General features: G+C 60.3%; 15 protein-coding genes. 9 read left to right on the top strand and 6 right to left on the bottom strand.

Annotated elements, in window-relative coordinates; all coding sequences use genetic code 11:
- Positions 1-2: 2 nt before the first annotated feature.
- Positions 3-899 carry a DMT family transporter gene (locus ACM6I6_RS14740; RefSeq protein ID WP_414920113.1) on the top strand — a complete coding sequence of 299 codons (897 nt, stop codon included), beginning with the start codon at positions 3-5 and terminating at the stop codon, positions 897-899.
- 67 nt (positions 900-966) lie between these two features.
- Here ACM6I6_RS14740 and ACM6I6_RS14735 read toward each other — a convergent pair whose 3' ends face one another.
- The gene (locus ACM6I6_RS14735; protein ID WP_406592189.1) at positions 967-1872 is read right to left on the bottom strand and encodes a leucine-rich repeat domain-containing protein; all 906 of its coding nucleotides are present in this window, start codon (positions 1870-1872) and stop codon (positions 967-969) included.
- Positions 1873-2098: 226 nt separating this feature from the next.
- On the opposite strand from ACM6I6_RS14735, the gene ACM6I6_RS14730 reads away from it, so the two are divergent.
- The 4 genes from ACM6I6_RS14730 (at position 2099) to ACM6I6_RS14715 (ending at position 5612) form a co-directional block, all read left to right on the top strand.
- Positions 2099-2719, top strand: coding sequence for a LysE family translocator (locus ACM6I6_RS14730; RefSeq protein ID WP_414920112.1), 621 nt, complete (start codon positions 2099-2101; stop codon positions 2717-2719).
- Positions 2720-2748: 29 nt separating this feature from the next.
- On the top strand, positions 2749-3696 hold the full coding sequence (locus ACM6I6_RS14725; RefSeq protein WP_414920111.1) for a Dyp-type peroxidase: 948 nt from the start codon (positions 2749-2751) through the stop codon (positions 3694-3696).
- 176 nt (positions 3697-3872) lie between these two features.
- A complete protein-coding gene (locus ACM6I6_RS14720; RefSeq protein WP_414920110.1) occupies positions 3873-4955 on the top strand; it encodes a bifunctional transcriptional activator/DNA repair enzyme AdaA in 1083 nt (360 codons plus the stop codon).
- Between the two features lie 39 nt (positions 4956-4994).
- A complete protein-coding gene (locus ACM6I6_RS14715; protein WP_274076345.1) occupies positions 4995-5612 on the top strand; it encodes a DNA-3-methyladenine glycosylase family protein in 618 nt (205 codons plus the stop codon).
- Between the two features lie 113 nt (positions 5613-5725).
- Here the strand turns inward: ACM6I6_RS14715 and ACM6I6_RS14710 are convergent, their stop codons facing one another.
- The 3 genes from ACM6I6_RS14710 to ACM6I6_RS14700 all read right to left on the bottom strand — a co-directional run bounded on the left by ACM6I6_RS14710 (position 5726) and on the right by ACM6I6_RS14700 (position 8921).
- Positions 5726-6823, bottom strand: coding sequence for an extracellular solute-binding protein (locus ACM6I6_RS14710; RefSeq protein ID WP_323627149.1), 1098 nt, complete (start codon positions 6821-6823; stop codon positions 5726-5728).
- A gap of 3 nt (positions 6824-6826) precedes the next feature.
- Positions 6827-7936 (bottom strand): agmatine deiminase, encoded by a 1110-nt coding sequence (gene aguA, locus ACM6I6_RS14705; protein WP_323605978.1) that lies wholly within the window; start codon positions 7934-7936, stop codon positions 6827-6829.
- 100 nt (positions 7937-8036) lie between these two features.
- Positions 8037-8921: a LysR substrate-binding domain-containing protein gene (locus tag ACM6I6_RS14700; RefSeq protein WP_274076342.1), complete on the bottom strand. Its 885-nt coding sequence runs from the start codon at positions 8919-8921 to the stop codon at positions 8037-8039.
- Between the two features lie 202 nt (positions 8922-9123).
- Here ACM6I6_RS14700 and ACM6I6_RS14695 point away from each other — a divergent pair, with 202 nt between their 5' ends.
- Both ACM6I6_RS14695 and ACM6I6_RS14690 read left to right on the top strand, forming a co-directional pair.
- Positions 9124-9528, top strand: coding sequence for a PaaI family thioesterase (locus tag ACM6I6_RS14695; RefSeq protein ID WP_414920109.1), 405 nt, complete (start codon positions 9124-9126; stop codon positions 9526-9528).
- Positions 9529-9573: 45 nt separating this feature from the next.
- On the top strand, positions 9574-10062 hold the full coding sequence (locus ACM6I6_RS14690; protein WP_414920108.1) for a GFA family protein: 489 nt from the start codon (positions 9574-9576) through the stop codon (positions 10060-10062).
- Here the strand turns inward: ACM6I6_RS14690 and ACM6I6_RS14685 are convergent.
- Positions 10051-10665 carry a tRNA-(ms[2]io[6]A)-hydroxylase gene (locus ACM6I6_RS14685; protein WP_274076339.1) on the bottom strand — a complete coding sequence of 205 codons (615 nt, stop codon included), beginning with the start codon at positions 10663-10665 and terminating at the stop codon, positions 10051-10053. The genes ACM6I6_RS14690 and ACM6I6_RS14685 overlap by 12 nt on opposite strands.
- Before the next feature lie 161 nt (positions 10666-10826).
- On the opposite strand from ACM6I6_RS14685, the gene ACM6I6_RS14680 reads away from it, so the two are divergent.
- Positions 10827-11690 carry a universal stress protein gene (locus ACM6I6_RS14680; protein WP_274076338.1) on the top strand — a complete coding sequence of 288 codons (864 nt, stop codon included), beginning with the start codon at positions 10827-10829 and terminating at the stop codon, positions 11688-11690.
- Between the two features lie 86 nt (positions 11691-11776).
- Here the strand turns inward: ACM6I6_RS14680 and ACM6I6_RS14675 are convergent, their stop codons facing one another.
- On the bottom strand, positions 11777-12247 hold the full coding sequence (locus tag ACM6I6_RS14675; protein ID WP_414920107.1) for a DUF1289 domain-containing protein: 471 nt from the start codon (positions 12245-12247) through the stop codon (positions 11777-11779).
- Positions 12248-12654: 407 nt separating this feature from the next.
- Between ACM6I6_RS14675 and acnB the strand changes: the two genes are divergently transcribed.
- Positions 12655-15255 (top strand): bifunctional aconitate hydratase 2/2-methylisocitrate dehydratase, encoded by a 2601-nt coding sequence (gene acnB, locus ACM6I6_RS14670; RefSeq protein ID WP_274076361.1) that lies wholly within the window; start codon positions 12655-12657, stop codon positions 15253-15255.
- The last annotated feature ends 113 nt before the right edge of the window (positions 15256-15368 follow it).

Here is a 15368-nt window from a genome sequence, read left to right as displayed (position 1 = left end):
AAATGGAACGGACTTCAAACGTGCAAAACCCGATGCTGGAAAGCAGTGCCCGCGGATGGATCAATGGCCTGATCGGCGTGGTGATTTTCAGTGGCTCGCTGCCTGCGACGCGGGTGGCGGTGCTGGAATTCGACCCGGTGTTCCTGACGGTGGCCCGCGCCACCCTTGCAGCCATCCTGGCCCTGTGCCTGTTGTTGCTGTTCAAGGAAAAACGCCCCGCGCGCAATCAGCTTGTGCCCTTGTTGATCGTGGCACTCGGCGTGGTGGTGGGGTTTCCGCTGTTGACCGCGCTGGCGCTGCAATACGTTACTTCCGCGCATTCCATCGTCTTCGTCGGCCTGCTGCCACTGGCGACCGCGGTGTTCGGTGTCCTGCGCGGTGGCGAGCGCCCACGGCCGGTGTTCTGGTGCTTCTCGGTGCTGGGCAGCCTGCTGGTGGTCGGATTCGCCGTCGCCCAGGGCCTGACGGCGTCGCCCCAGGGTGACATCCTGATGCTGCTGGCGATCCTGGCCTGCGGGCTCGGTTATGCCGAAGGCGCGAAGTTGTCCCGCACACTGGGCGGCTGGCAGGTGATTTGCTGGGCGCTGGTACTGGCACTGCCGGTCATGGCTGCATTGACCTTGTGGCGGCTGCCCGCAACCTTTGCCAGCATCAGTACACCAGCTTGGGTCAGCCTGGCCTACGTGTCCCTTTTCAGCATGCTGATCGGGTTTGTGTTCTGGTATCGCGGGCTGGCGCAGGGCGGAATTGCGGCCGTGGGGCAACTGCAACTGCTGCAGCCGTTTTTTGGCTTGGCGCTGGCGGCGACTTTGCTGCATGAGCAGGTCAGCATTGGCATGCTGGCGGTCACTGTGGCGGTGATTCTTTGTGTGGCGGGTGCGAAGAAATTCGCGAAGTAGTTTATCGGCTCGCAACAAATTTCCCCGTTTAACCCGCTTGTTTAACAGGCTGAAAAAGCGTGGGCCGTTACGCGATCACCGTGTAGCGATAACCCACACTGGTCAGCCGCCCATGAAAAGCCAGCGTCGCCTCCGAGGTGCCAAGGGTGTTGGTCGGCAAATGTACATAGCGCAGGTTTTGATCCAGATACGCACCTGGACTGCCAATGATTTCAACACCGCCCGGTTCATACAGGTAGTCACCTGGCGTCAGGGCCTGCTCAAATATTTTCTGCAGCCTGATGGGCAACGAACTGTTTTGCCTCACATTGCCCAGCTCAAAAACGCCCAAGGCTTGATTGCGGGCATTGATGCTGGTGGTCGAAGGCATGACATTCAAGACGGTCATGTCTTCAAACCCGTTGCTTTGAACCAACATGAATTTGAGGGCGATCAGCCTGGAAAGGGAATCGGGTAATTTTCCGCAGAGGTTATTGTTATTACCCACGTCAAAGCGTTCCAGTTTTGTCAGGTTGCCGATTGACTCCGGGATACCGCCTCTGAGAATGCCCCGCGGTAACTGAGAACTCAGATTCAGGCTGGTCAGGTTGTGGAGATTGCCGATCCAGTCCGGAATTGATTTGATTGAGTTATTGCCGAAATGCGCCGACGTCAACTTTGCTAACGTCCCAAACTCTTCAGGAAGGCGAGTGATCAATTGATTTTCTATCATCAGGTCCTGCAAATTGCGCAGATGTCCAATGCCTTGCAGGCTGGTGATTCTTCTCGGCTGGCCGCTCAACACCCGTAACACCGTCACTTTATCCAGCATGTCCTGCGTCACCGTGTCTTCGATCGTCACCGGCGTGTTCGTGGCTGCCGAGATATGCTCGGCCGCCACTTGTGCAAATGCAATATCGTCAAAAAGCGTCTTGATCGGCGCCGGGATTGTCACCGCGACAAAAGTTTTTACAGTTGCAGTATTCGAAGTCATGTCAGTCACTTGGCCATTGAGTAATGACTCCTTTTTAACGCATCGCCGAAATGCTTTTAACTGTCACAACTGTCAGGTAGCTAGACCCGTTTGGAATAATCGGGAGTGCCTGGCGGCAAATAGTCACTGCCCCTCTTGATTGTACGGTGCCTGCGGTTCACGACTGTACGGGTCAAGCCGCACGGCACCTGTGGTAAAAATATCGCTCTCGCTACTGGAGCCGATAATGGACCTCGCCACCCTCTCCCTCTTTCTCCCGGCCTGCTTCGCCCTGAACATGGCGCCAGGCCCGAACAACCTGCTGTCGGTCAGCAACTCGACCCGCTATGGCTACCGCACCGCGTGCCTGGCCGGCATCGGTCGTTTGCTGGCGTTCGCCGCAATGATCACCCTCGCCTCGGCCGGTCTGGCGGTGGTGCTGCAAACCTCGGAATTGCTGTTCTACGGGATCAAGATTCTCGGTGCGGCGTACCTGTTTTATCTCGCCTGGCAATTGTGGCGGGCCAACCCCGGCGCAGAAACCGCCGTAACCACCCCGCCGGCGGGCATGCTGGCGTTGGCCCGGCAGGAGTTTCTGGTGGCGGCCGGCAACCCCAAGGCGATCCTGATCTTCACCGCGTTCCTGCCGCAATTCGTCGATCCAACCCGCGCGATCACGCCACAATTCGCCGTGCTGGGAGCACTGTTCCTGATCCTGGAATGGATCGCCATCGGCGCCTACGCTTACATGGGCCTGCACATGCGCCGCTGGTTTGCCAAGCCGTCGGGCAGGCAGCTGTTCAATCGCTGCTGCGCGGGTTTGTTGTCGGCGGCGGCTTCAGTGTTACTGATGGCGCGTCGGGCCTGAATCAACTACCGCTCATGGGGCGCATGCCAATGGATCAATCTACGCCGGACGCTCAGGCCATCTGCAGCCCCATCACCCGCAGCGCGATCTTCATCGTCGCCACCCTGGTGCCCGGCAGTGAAGCCGCGAGCAAAGTGCGGGGCTGGTGCGCAGACGTCGCAGCCCTCACGCGCTCGGTGGGCAAACGCGTTCCCGCCGGTAACCTGTCGTGCATCTGTGGCTTTGGCTCGGCTGCGTGGGACACCTTGTTTGGCCACCCGCGCCCCGCCGCGCTGCACAGCTTCCGCGAATTCGGGCCGGAGGAACGTCGCGCCATTTCCACCCCTGGCGACCTCCTGCTGCACATCCGCGCTGAACATATGGACTTGTGCTTCGAACTGGCGACGCAACTGCTCTCGGCGCTTGACGGTGCGGTTGCGGTCGTCGATGAAGTCCAGGGTTTCCGCTACTTCGACATGCGCAGCATCATCGGTTTTGTCGATGGCACCGAAAACCCCGTCGGGCGCAAGGCTGTCGGCTTCACGATTGTCGGCGATGAAGACCCGTCGTTCAGCGGCGGCAGTTATGTGCTGGTGCAGAAGTACCTGCACAAGATGAATGCCTGGAACACGTTATCCGTCGAGGCGCAGGAGCGCATTATCGGGCGCACCAAACTGTCCGATATCGAACTCGACGACTCGGTCAAACCGGACAATTCCCACAGTGCCCTGACGACCATCACCAAAGATGGGGAAGAAGTGAAGATCCTGCGCGACAACATGCCGTTTGGCCGGCCCGGTGCGGGAGAATTCGGCACCTATTTCATCGGCTATGCGCGCTCGCCCGATCCGCTGGAACAGATGCTCGAGAACATGTTTGTCGGCAAGCCCGTGGGCAATTACGACCGCTTGCTGGATTTCAGCACCGCTGTCACTGGTGGCTTGTTTTTCACGCCCTCGGCGGATCTGCTGGAAGAACTGGCGGATCGCGAGCCCTGAAACTGAAAAGGTTACCCTTGTAGGAGCTGCCGAAGGCTGCGATCTTTTGATCTTTTTTTTTCAAGATCAAGATCAAAAGATCGCAGCCTTCGGCAGCTCCACAGGTCATTGCAAAACCGGAATTCTCTGTTCATTTTCCGGTGGAGACTGTCCCTGCCCCGTTCTATGCTTCGCCCATGAACCTACCACACACGCTGCTTCCGCCCCACGCCGAGATGGTCCGCGCCATGCTCGAACGAGACACCACCTACGAAGGGGTGTTTTTTACTGCGGTCAAGACCACCAGGATCTTCTGCCGCCCCGGTTGCACCGCGCGCAGCCCGAAACCGGAGAACGTCGAGTTCTTCGCTCACGCCGACGAGTGCCTGGCGGCGGGCTACCGAGCCTGCCTGCGATGCAAACCCATGGACGCCGCCGCGATTGCGCCGGACTGGGTGCAGAAGCTGCTTAAATCGGTAGAGCTTGATCCGGACATTCGCTGGACCGACGCCCAATTGCAGGCCGAAGGCATCGAACCGCTGAAACTGCGGCGCTGGTTCAAGCAGCATTTCGGCATGACTTTCCACGCTTGGCTGCGCACCCGCCGCCTGGGCATGGCATTGGGCGGCATCAAGCAGGGCGACTCGATTGACAGTGCGGCGTTTGACTCAGGCTACGAATCCTTGAGCGGCTTTCGCGATGCGTTTCAAAAGTCCTTCCACATCACCCCGGGACGCGCCGCCAACAGTGAGCCGCTGCTGTTCACCCGGTTGACGACGCCGCTGGGGCCGATGATCGCCATGGCCGAGCGCCGTGGGCTGGTGCTCCTGGAATTTCTCGACCAGCCTTCGCTGACCCGCGAAGTGCAAAGCCTGCAAAGTCGCCATGGTTATGCCGTGGCGCCGGGACACAACGGGCATTTGCAGCAAGTCGAAGAGCAACTGGCCGAGTATTTCGCCGGCGAGCGTACTGAATTCAGCGTGCCCCTGCACATGCCCGGCAGCGAGTTCTCCCGCCAGGTATGGGCCGAGCTGGCCCACATCCCCTACGGCCACACCACCACCTACGGCGCAATTGCCGCCACCCTGGGCAAACCCGGCGCCAGCCGCGCCGTCGGCCTGGCCAACGGTCACAACCGACTTTCGATCATCGTGCCCTGCCATCGGGTGATCGGCGCCGATGGCTCGCTGACCGGCTACGCTGGAGGCCAGCCGCGCAAGGCGTTCCTGCTCAGGCTGGAAAAGGCCGCGGTGCAGATCACCGAGCAATTGGCCTTCTGATCACAGGCTGCGTTCGCCCAGCCCCGCCAAGGATGCTTCATGCCTGACCCCTACCGCCTGGCCAGCCAATGGCTGGCAAATCTGGATGATGACTGGCGTCGGCACATCGACGCTGTCGGCCCGTGCCTGCATCAACCCCACGCCGCCCGCGATCCCTATGAGTCGCTGGTGCGGGCGATTGCCTACCAGCAACTGCACGCCAGGGCCGGGGATGCGATTGTCGGTCGATTGCTGGCGCTGTACCCCTCGGTGGCGTTTCCGCGGCCTGAGCAGATCGTGGCGACAGATTTTGATCGACTGCGCAGTTGCGGCTTTTCCGCCAGCAAGATTGCGACCATCCAGGGCATCGCCCAGGCGGCGCTCGATGGCGTAGTACCGGATTACGCCACAGCGCTGGCCATGGACGATGAAGCGCTGATCGAGCGCCTGGTCACCCTGCGCGGCGTGGGTCGCTGGACCGTGGAAATGCTGCTGATCTATAGCCTGGAACGGCCGGACATTTTGCCAGCCGATGACTTTGGCGTGCGCGAGGGCTATCGACGGCTCAAGGGGCTTGAGGTGCAGCCGACGCGCAAGCAGATGATCGAAATCGGCTTGGCGTGGAGTCCGTATCGGACTGTGGCTGCCTGGTATTTGTGGCGGGTGCCTAACAGGTAGACCGCGTTATCGTTCATCGCCAGCAGGCTAGCTCCCACAGTGTACCGCCTAACCTGTGGGAGCTAGCCTGCTGGCGATGACGGCATTCCAGGCGACACATCACCCGACGCCAATCACAACCCTGATTTCAACCGTGTAAACGCCCGGATCAACGCCTTGTTGAACGCCTTGCCATTGTCATTCTTGCTGTACAACGAAGCCCGCACCGCCTGCGCCGGATAGGTCCCCGGATCATTGCGAATCGCCGGGTCGATCAAGGTGTCCGCCGCCGTGATCGCATTGGCGTAGTGGATGGTGTCGGTGATCGGCGCGATCACTTCAGGTGTCATCAGGTAATCCATCAAGGCCAGCCCCGCCTCGGGATGCGGGGCATCCTTGGGGATGACCATGGCATCGAACCAGATCAGCGTGCCCTCCCTGGGTATCCGGTACTGCAACGAAAACGGTTTGCTAGCCGCTTGTGCTTGCCCCGCCGCAATGGCCACGTTTCCGTTCCACGACATCGCCACGCAGGTATTGCCATTGGCCAGGTCGCTGATGTTCAGGTCATTGTCGAAGTAGCGAATGTACGGACGGATCTTCGCCAGTTGCTGCTCGGCCAGTTTCAGGTCATCGAGGCTCTGGCGGTTGATGTCCAGGCCCATGTACTTCATCACGGCAGCGAACACTTCATTGGGATCGTTGAGCAGGCTGACCCCGCAATCGGCGAATTTCGCCACCACCGCCGGGTCGAACAGCATGGCCCAGCTGTCGGTTGGCGCATCGGCCAGGCGCTGCTTCACCGCCTCTTCCTGATATCCCACGCCAGTGGTGCCCCAGGCGTAGATTCCGGCATAACGGTTGCCCGGATCGAACACCGCCATGTGCTGGCGGAACTCTTCGCCGACTCCGGCGAAGTGCGGTATCTGCTGCTTGTCCAGGGTCTGGATGGCACCGCTCTGGATCGCCCGGGACAGATGCTGTCCCGCCGTCAACACCAGGTCATATCCGCTGCGACCGGTGAGCAATTTGGTCTCGACGGTTTCCAGGGAGTCGAAGTGATCGGCGACGACATGGATACCGGTTTTTTTCTCGAAGTTGGTCAGCGTGTCCGGGGCCAGGTACTCGCCCCAGATGTACAGGTTTACCACCGGTTTGGCGGTGTCGGCGGCCTGCACACACAGGGGGGCAAGCACCAGCATTAACGCTTGGGTCAGTTTGTGCAGGCGCATTTTTTAAACTCCTTTGCCGGCGTACTGCGGCATGGTGATGCAGGCGACGTTGCCGCCACCGAGAAGAATTTCCCGGGAGTTTTCGATGCCGACGATCTTGTGCCGGGGGAACAGTTCGGCCAGGGTCGCCAGCGCGACCTGATCATTGCGGTCGCCAAACAGCGGTACCACGATCGAGGTGTTACCGGCGTAGTAATTGATATAGGAGGCGCATATTTTCGTACCCGCCTGACGGGTATGGGTGCTGTCCTGCTGATCCAGGCCCTCGGCCTCCTCCAGGGTCCACTCCAGCACGTCCGGTTGCGGCAGCTTGTGCACGATCAACTCGCGACCACGACTGTCGCGGGTACTGCGCAGGATGTCGTAGGCCTCCTGGTAGATTTCCCACTGCGGGTCGTCGCGATTGTCGGTCCATTGCAGCACCACTTCACCGGGGCGCACGAAGCACGCCAGATCGTCGACGTGGCCGTCGGTTTCGTCAAACTTGCACCCCCGTGGCAGCCAGATGACCTGTTCGGCGCCGAGGTAATCGGTCAAGCGGCGAGTGACTTCATCCTTGCCCAGGTGCTGGTTGCGATTACGGTTGAGCAGGCATTGCTCGGTAGTGAGGATGCTGCCCTGGCCGTCGCTCTGGATGCCGCCCAGTTCGGCAATCAACGGTGCGCGGTAGCGATCGAAGCGTTCGATTTCGAGGATTTTGCTGGCGATCTGGTCGTCCTTGTCCCAGGGGTAGTACAAGCCGCCGTCGAGGCCGCCGTAGGCGTTGAACTCGAAGTCGACGCCGCGCACTTCGCCGCTCTGGTCATTGACCACAAAGCACGGCCCGCTGTCACGGAACCAGGTGTCGTTGCAGGTCATTTCCACCACCCGTACCTGCGGCGGCAATTGTCGGCGGGCGGTGGCGAATTGCGCGGCCGAGGCGCAGACGGTGACCGGTTCACTCTGGGCGATGGCGCTGACGATCTGCACCCAGACTTTCTGTGCCGGCTTGGCACCATTGCGCCAGACATCGGTGCGCTCCGGCCAGCCGAGCCAGCAGCCGGACTTGGCTTCGAATTCTCCGGGCAAACGGAAGCCGTCGGATTTAGGCGTGGAATCGAGCAAACGAGCCATGGGCAAACCTCATCAGTGAGCATTGGAATGACCACAGGCTAAGGTGGCTGGCCCTCTGCTCGCCAACGATGATTATTTCGGAATACTTGAATTCAACTCATCAATCAACCAGTTGATCGTTGAACCATTCCAGCATCTGCGTAACCGCTGGCCGCTCCAGGCGCACGCGCTCACACACCAGCGCGTATTGACCCAGGGCGGTCATGCTTGAGGTGAAAGGACGGACCAGGCGACCGCTGAGCAGATCTTCCTGGGCCGTCAGGTTATCGCCCATGGCCACGCCCTGCCCTTGGGCCGCGGCTTCCAGAGCCAAGCCGGCGTGGGCGAAGTACAGTTGCCGTTCGGGGCGCTGATCACCGGCATGGCTGGTGAGCCAGGCGGTCCAGGTCTTGCCGTCCTGATCGTCGTGCAGCAGGCAGTGGCGCGCCAGGTCCCTGGGGTTTTTCAGGGTGCCCTGGTTGAACAGCCCGGGACTGCACACCGGGAAAAACTGCAACGCCGGCAAGGGCCGGACGAAATAGGCACTGCTGTCCACGGGACCCGTGCCATAGGTGATCGCCAGGTCGATGTCCTCGCCCGGCGCCGTGGCGTCGATCGGTTGCTCGTAGAGGTGCAAGGTGATGTGCGGATACCGCGCGTAAAAATCCGTGAGACGACTCATCAACCACTTCTGCGCGAGTTCAGCGGTGACCGCCAGGCGCAAGACTGCCAGGGACGATGGATCGCGTAGCTCGTCGCAGGCATCGCCGATCAGCTCGAAGGCTTGCTGCAGGCTTTGCATCAGCCGTCCAGCGGCCATGGTCGGGCGAATCTGCCGGCCTTCACGGACGAACAGCGACACACCGAGTTGTTCTTCCAATTGGCGGATCTGGTGGCTGACGGCGCTGTCGGTGACGCACAGCTCCGCCGCCGCCCGGCCGAAATGGGCGTGGCGGGCGGCGCATTCGAAGGTTCGCAGGGCTGCCAGGGAGGGTAGACGTCGCATGAGGGTCTTGTCCGGGTTCGAGGCGTCCATGCTGACCCGGTGGATCGTGGGCGTCCAGTGAGTCCGCGTTATCGTTCATCGCCAGCAAGCCGGCTCCTACAGGCCATTCACCGCTCACCCAACTGCCCATCACCCAGGCTAATGGTCGATGACGCCCCCGGAGTTGAGGCGCATGGTCAATCCTCAATCGGAGGGATTCGCGATGCTCAACACACTCAAACAGATCAATTCAACCTCAGCTTTCAACCGCTGGGCCGGCTTCGAGGTCACCCGCGCCGAATCGGGCGAAGCCGAAATCACCCTGGCTTTTCGCGAAACTGACATGGCGCAGTATGCAGGTTTCCTGCATGCCGGGCTGATCGGCGCATTGCTCGATACGGCCTGTGGCTTTGCCGCTGGAACGGTGGCCGGGAACGTATTGGCATCGCACTTTTCAGTCAACTGCCTGGCGCCCGCGGTCGGTGAAGTGTTCATTGCCCGGGGTCGCGTGGTGAAGGCTGGCAAGAAGCAGGTATTCGCCCATGCCGAGTTGTTCGCGCAATCTGGCGATCAACTGAAACTGGTGGCGACCGGTGACGCGATTCTGGTGCCTGTCGAGGAGCGCTGAGGGTCTAGGCTGTCTTGAGCTCGCTCAAGACAGCCGGAGGTTCTCATGCAACTCGAAGGTTCCTGCCATTGCGGCGCGGTGTCGTTCAGCCTCACCAGCGCCCACCCCTACCCGTACCAGCGCTGCTATTGCTCGATCTGCCGCAAGACCCAGGGCGGTGGCGGTTATGCGATCAACATCGCCGGTGACGCCAACAGTCTCAAAGTGCGCGGGCGCAAGAACATCGCGATCTACCATGCCCTGCTCAAGGGCGAAGGCGAGAAACGCGCCCATCGCAGCAGTGCCGAACGGCATTTCTGTTCGCTGTGCGGCTCGGGTTTGTGGCTGTTCAGCCCGGAGTGGCCCGAGTTGATCCATCCGTTTGCGTCGGCCATCGATACACCGCTGCCGGTGCCGCCGGAGCACACGCACTTGATGCTCAGTTCCAGGGCGCCCTGGGTGGAAGCCGAGGTGCGGCCGGGGGATAAACAGTTTGATGTTTATCCCGAGGAGTCCATCGCCAAGTGGCATGAACGTCTGGGTTTAAGCCGCTGATGCTGCGGGCACACCACTGTGGAAACGAAATTCCACATCCGGCGACTCGATCAAGTCCTGCTCGGCGGCGCGGACCTTGTCGATCACCTGGGCGATGTCCTTGGCGTCCCCGTACTGATAGGCCAGCTTCAGGTAACCCTGGAAATGCCGGGCCTCGCTCTTGAGCAGGCCGAAGTAGAACTTGCCCAGTTCGTCGTCCAGATGCGGCACCAGTGCTTCGAAACGCTCACAACTGCGGGCCTCGATGAATGCGCCAACCACCAGCGTATCAACCAGTTTCACCGGCTCGTGACTGCGCACCACCTTGCGCAGCCCCGAGGCGTAACGCCCGGCGGACAGCTGGCGCAGCTCGATCTTGCGTTTTTTCATCAGGCGCATGACCTGCTCATGGTGCACCAGCTCTTCCCGGGCCAGGCGCGACATCATGTTGATCAATTCGACATGGGAGTGATACTTGGCAATCAGGCTCAACGCCGTGCTGGCGGCCTTGAATTCGCAGTTCTTGTGGTCGATCAGCAGGGTTTCCTGATCGGCCAGCGCGGCTTGAACCCAGCCGTCAGGGGTGCGGCAGCCGAGGAACTCGTGAATTTCGGGAAGGATCATGGGGCTCACGGAAAAATAGGTATAAATCGAAGGGCGCCGATTATACCGGCCTGCCCGCAGACCACCAGCCACTACCGTTGATATGCATCAAGTCACCGAATGTCGCGCAGCAACTATAGTTGTGCAACGCCATGCTTTTTCATTTTCAGGAGATCCCGATCATGCAAGCCATTCGCAGCATCCTGGTGGTCATCGACCCCGAGCATTCGGAAAGCCTGGCACTCAAACGCGCCAAACTGATTGCTGGCGTGACCCAGGCACACCTGCACCTGCTGGTCTGTGATCCCAAGCATGATCACAGCGCCATGCTCAGCGTGCTCAAGGCGGCGTTGCTGGAAGACGGTTACAACGTCACCACCGAGCAGGCCTGGAACCAGAGCCTGCACGAAACCATCGTCGACGTGCAGCAGGCGGAAGGCTGCGGGCTGGTGATCAAGCAGCACTTCCCCGACAGTTCGCTGAAAAAGGCCCTGTTGACGCCGGTGGACTGGAAACTGCTGCGCGCCTGCCCTACCCCGGTACTGCTGGTGAAAACCTCCGGTTCCTGGAAGGACAAAGTGATTCTGGCGGCCGTCGACGTGGGCAATATGGAAAGTGAGCACCGCCATTTGCACGACACCATCATCGATTACGGCTATGACATCGCCAGCCTGGCCAAGGCGCATCTGCATGTGATCAGTGCTCACCCGTCGCCCATGCTGTCGGCGGCCGACCCGACCTTGCAGCTCAGCGAAACCATCGAGGCGCGCTATCGCGAACAGTGCCGGGCGTTCCAGGCGGAATTCGACATCGACAACGAACACCTGCACATCGCCGAAGGCCCGGCGGATGTATTGATTCCGTTCATGGTGCACAAACTGCAGGCGGCCGTGACGGTGATCGGCACGGTGGCGCGTACCGGGTTGTCAGGGACCTTGATCGGCAATACCGCGGAAGTGGTGCTCGATGCGGTGGAGAGCGATGTGCTGGTGCTCAAGCCCCAGGAGGTTGAGGATCACCTGGAGGAGTTGGCGGTGAAACATTGATTTGAAGATCAAAAGATCGCAGCCTTCGGCAGCTCCTACAAGGTGAACGCATTCCCCTGTAGGAGCTGCCGCAGGCTGCGATCTTTTCAGGCGCCAAAGGCGTCTTTCAGAAACCCGGGCGCGATATAGCGCTGATAATGCGCCTCAGACAGCAAAAAGAATTCCCGATCAATGGCATCGCGCAGTTCCGGCAGTTTCCAGTCGCGAAATTCCGGCAACAGCACCATCCCGTAGGCTTCCAGATTGTTGATCACCCGGGCGCCCCGGGCGATCAACTGGTAGGCCCAGCAATACTCGGATTGATGCGGCACGAAGCGGATCTTGCGCTGTTCCAGCTGGCTCCTGAGCAGCGCCGGATCGAAAATTTCCACCTTGGCGGCCATCACCTGGGACAACAACTGCTCCAGGCGCAGCCATACGGCGCGTTTTTCTTCCTCGTTGTAGCCGTTCCAGCGGATCACTTCGTGGTGGAAACGCTTGCAGCCACGGCACACCAGATCACCGTAAACGGTGGAGCAAAGGCCGACGCAGGGGGTCTTGATGGTCTGATTGGGCATAGGTAGGCAGAACGCGAAAAGCAAAACAGGATGGCATGTTAGCCCTTTGTCTAACATTGATCACCCCTCAAAGTTTCATGAGCCAACTTACCTTTAATTTTTTTTTGCCGTAGAATCAGCCTGCCTTTTTAGGCGCCAATGTCCGTTAGAAGCTGTTTTCAAAGCGTCACGAGCACAGTCGTTCCTTCAGAGCGGTGTTGGCGAAGGGTTTTTCCAGCGGGGAAAAGCCCAGCGCCAACCCTCATCAGCTCCCGTTCTGCAGGCGTAAAACTTTGAAAGCAGCTTCTGTAAGGAATTGTCGGTAATTCTGGCTAAGTGGCTCACAACGCCATGCAGCGCATGAGTACGGCAATTTCGGGATGAGCGTCCCGGACACCCATTTGGGACCACTGATGAGGGTAATAACTGTGCTTGAAGCCTACCGCAAACATATCGAAGAGCGCGCAGCACTGGGTATCGTTCCCCAGCCGCTAAACGCCGAACAAACTGCAGGCCTGGTCGAGCTGCTGAAGAATCCCCCGGCTGGCGAAGAAGCATTCCTCGTTGACCTGATCACCAATCGCGTTCCGCCTGGAGTGGACGAAGCAGCCTATGTCAAGGCCGGCTTCCTGTCCGCCATCGCCAAAGGCGAAGCCACCTCCCCCCTGATCGACAAGAAGCGCGCTGTGGAACTGCTCGGCACCATGCAGGGCGGCTACAACATCGTGACCCTGGTGAACCTGCTGGACGACGCCGAACTGGCGCCAGTGGCCGCCGAAGAACTCAAGCACACCCTGCTGATGTTCGATGCCTTCCACGACGTCGCTGAAAAAGCCAAGAACGGCAATGTACACGCCAAAGGCGTGCTGCAATCCTGGGCTGACGGCGAGTGGTTCGTGAAGCGCCCGGTGCTGGCCGACAAGATCAGCCTGCGCGTGTTCAAGGTCTCCGGCGAAACCAACACCGACGACCTGTCCCCTGCTCCGGATGCCTGGTCCCGTCCGGACATCCCGTTGCACGCCCTGGCCATGCTGAAAATGGCGCGCGACGGCATCGTGCCGGACGCACAAGGCGTCACCGGTCCGATGAAGCAGATCGAAGAAATGCGCAACGCCGGCTTCCCGATCGCCTACGTGGGCGACGTGGTCGGTACCGGTTCTTCGCGTAAATCGGCGACCAACTCGGTGCTGTGGTTCTTCGGCGACGACGTTCCTTACGTGCCGAACAAGCGTGCCGGCGGTTTCTGCTTCGGCAACAAGATCGCTCCGATCTTCTACAACACCATGGAAGATGCCGGCGCACTGCCAATCGAATTCGACGTTTCCAACATGAACATGGGCGACGTGATCGACCTGTACCCTCATGCTGGCAAAGTCTGCAAGCACGGCACCGACGAAGTCCTCACCACCTTCGAAATGAAGACCCCGGTGCTGTTGGACGAAGTACGTGCTGGCGGCCGTATCCCGCTGATCATCGGCCGTGGCCTGACCGAGAAGGCTCGTACCGAGCTGGGCCTGCCACCTTCGACCCTGTTCAAGAAGCCAGAAGCTCCGGCTGAAAGCACCAAGGGTTTCACCCTGGCGCAGAAAATGGTCGGCAAGGCTTGCGGCGTGACCGGCGTTCGTCCGGGCACCTACTGCGAACCGAAGATGACCACCGTGGGTTCCCAGGACACCACCGGTCCAATGACCCGTGACGAACTGAAAGACCTGGCGTGCCTGGGCTTCTCGACCGACCTGGTGATGCAGTCCTTCTGCCACACCGCGGCATATCCAAAGCCGATCGACGTGACCACCCACCACACCCTGCCTGACTTCATCATGACCCGCGGCGGCGTTTCCCTGCGTCCGGGCGACGGCATCATCCACTCGTGGCTGAACCGCATGCTGCTGCCAGACACCGTCGGTACCGGTGGTGACTCCCACACCCGTTTCCCGATCGGCATCTCGTTCCCGGCCGGTTCCGGCCTGGTGGCGTTCGCCGCCGCCACTGGCGTCATGCCGCTGGACATGCCTGAGTCGGTGCTGGTTCGCTTCAAGGGCGAACTGCAGCCAGGCGTCACCCTGCGTGACCTGGTTCACGCCATTCCTTACTACGCGATCCAGGCTGGCCTGTTGACCGTAGAGAAGAAAGGCAAGAAAAACGCCTTCTCCGGTCGCATCCTGGAGATCGAAGGCCTGCCCAAGCTGACCGTCGAGCAAGCGTTCGAACTGTCCGACGCCTCGGCTGAACGTTCGGCTGCCGGTTGCACCATCCAGCTGTCGAAAGAGTCGATCGCTGAATACCTGCAGTCCAACATCACCCTGCTGCGCTGGATGATCGGCGAAGGCTACGGCGATGCCCGTACCCTGGAGCGTCGTGCCCAGGCGATGGAAGCCTGGCTGGCCAACCCTGAACTGATGGAAGCGGACAAGGACGCCGAGTACGCCGAAATCATCGAGATCGACCTGGCCGACATCAAGGAGCCAGTACTCTGCGCTCCGAACGACCCGGACGACGCTCGCCTGCTCTCCAGCGTTGCTGGCGAGAAGATCGACGAAGTGTTCATCGGTTCCTGCATGACCAACATCGGCCACTTCCGCGCTGCCGGCAAGTTGCTGGAACAGGTCAAGGGTCAGCTGCCAACCCGTCTGTGGCTGTCGCCGCCGACCAAGATGGACGCTCACCAACTGACCGAAGAAGGCTACTACGGCATCTACGGCAAGGCTGGCGCGCGCATGGAAATGCCGGGCTGCTCGCTGTGCATGGGTAACCAGGCACGTGTAGAGCCGAACTCGACTGTCGTGTCGACTTCGACCCGTAACTTCCCGAACCGTCTGGGTGACGGCGCGAACGTCTACCTGGCTTCGGCTGAGCTGGCGTCCGTGGCTTCCATCCTGGGTCGCCTGCCGACCGTCGAGGAGTACATGGAGTATGCTGGCAAGATCGACAGCATGGCGGCCGATGTCTACCGCTACCTGTCCTTCGACCAGATTGCCGAGTTCCGTGAAGCTGCTGCGAACGCCAACATCCCGGTCGTTCAAGCCTAACGCTGCAACGCAATGAAAAACGCCGCCCCTCGTGAGAGGGGCGGCGTTTTTTTATGCCCTTGAATCAAAAGATCGCAGCCTGCGGCAGCTCCTACAGGACTCACTTGTCCCTG

The sequence above is a fragment of the Pseudomonas sp. IT-P218 genome (genome assembly GCF_949767605.1).
GTDB lineage: Bacteria > Pseudomonadota > Gammaproteobacteria > Pseudomonadales > Pseudomonadaceae > Aquipseudomonas > Aquipseudomonas putida_AE.
This window is presented reverse-complemented; position numbering and strand designations above follow the sequence as displayed.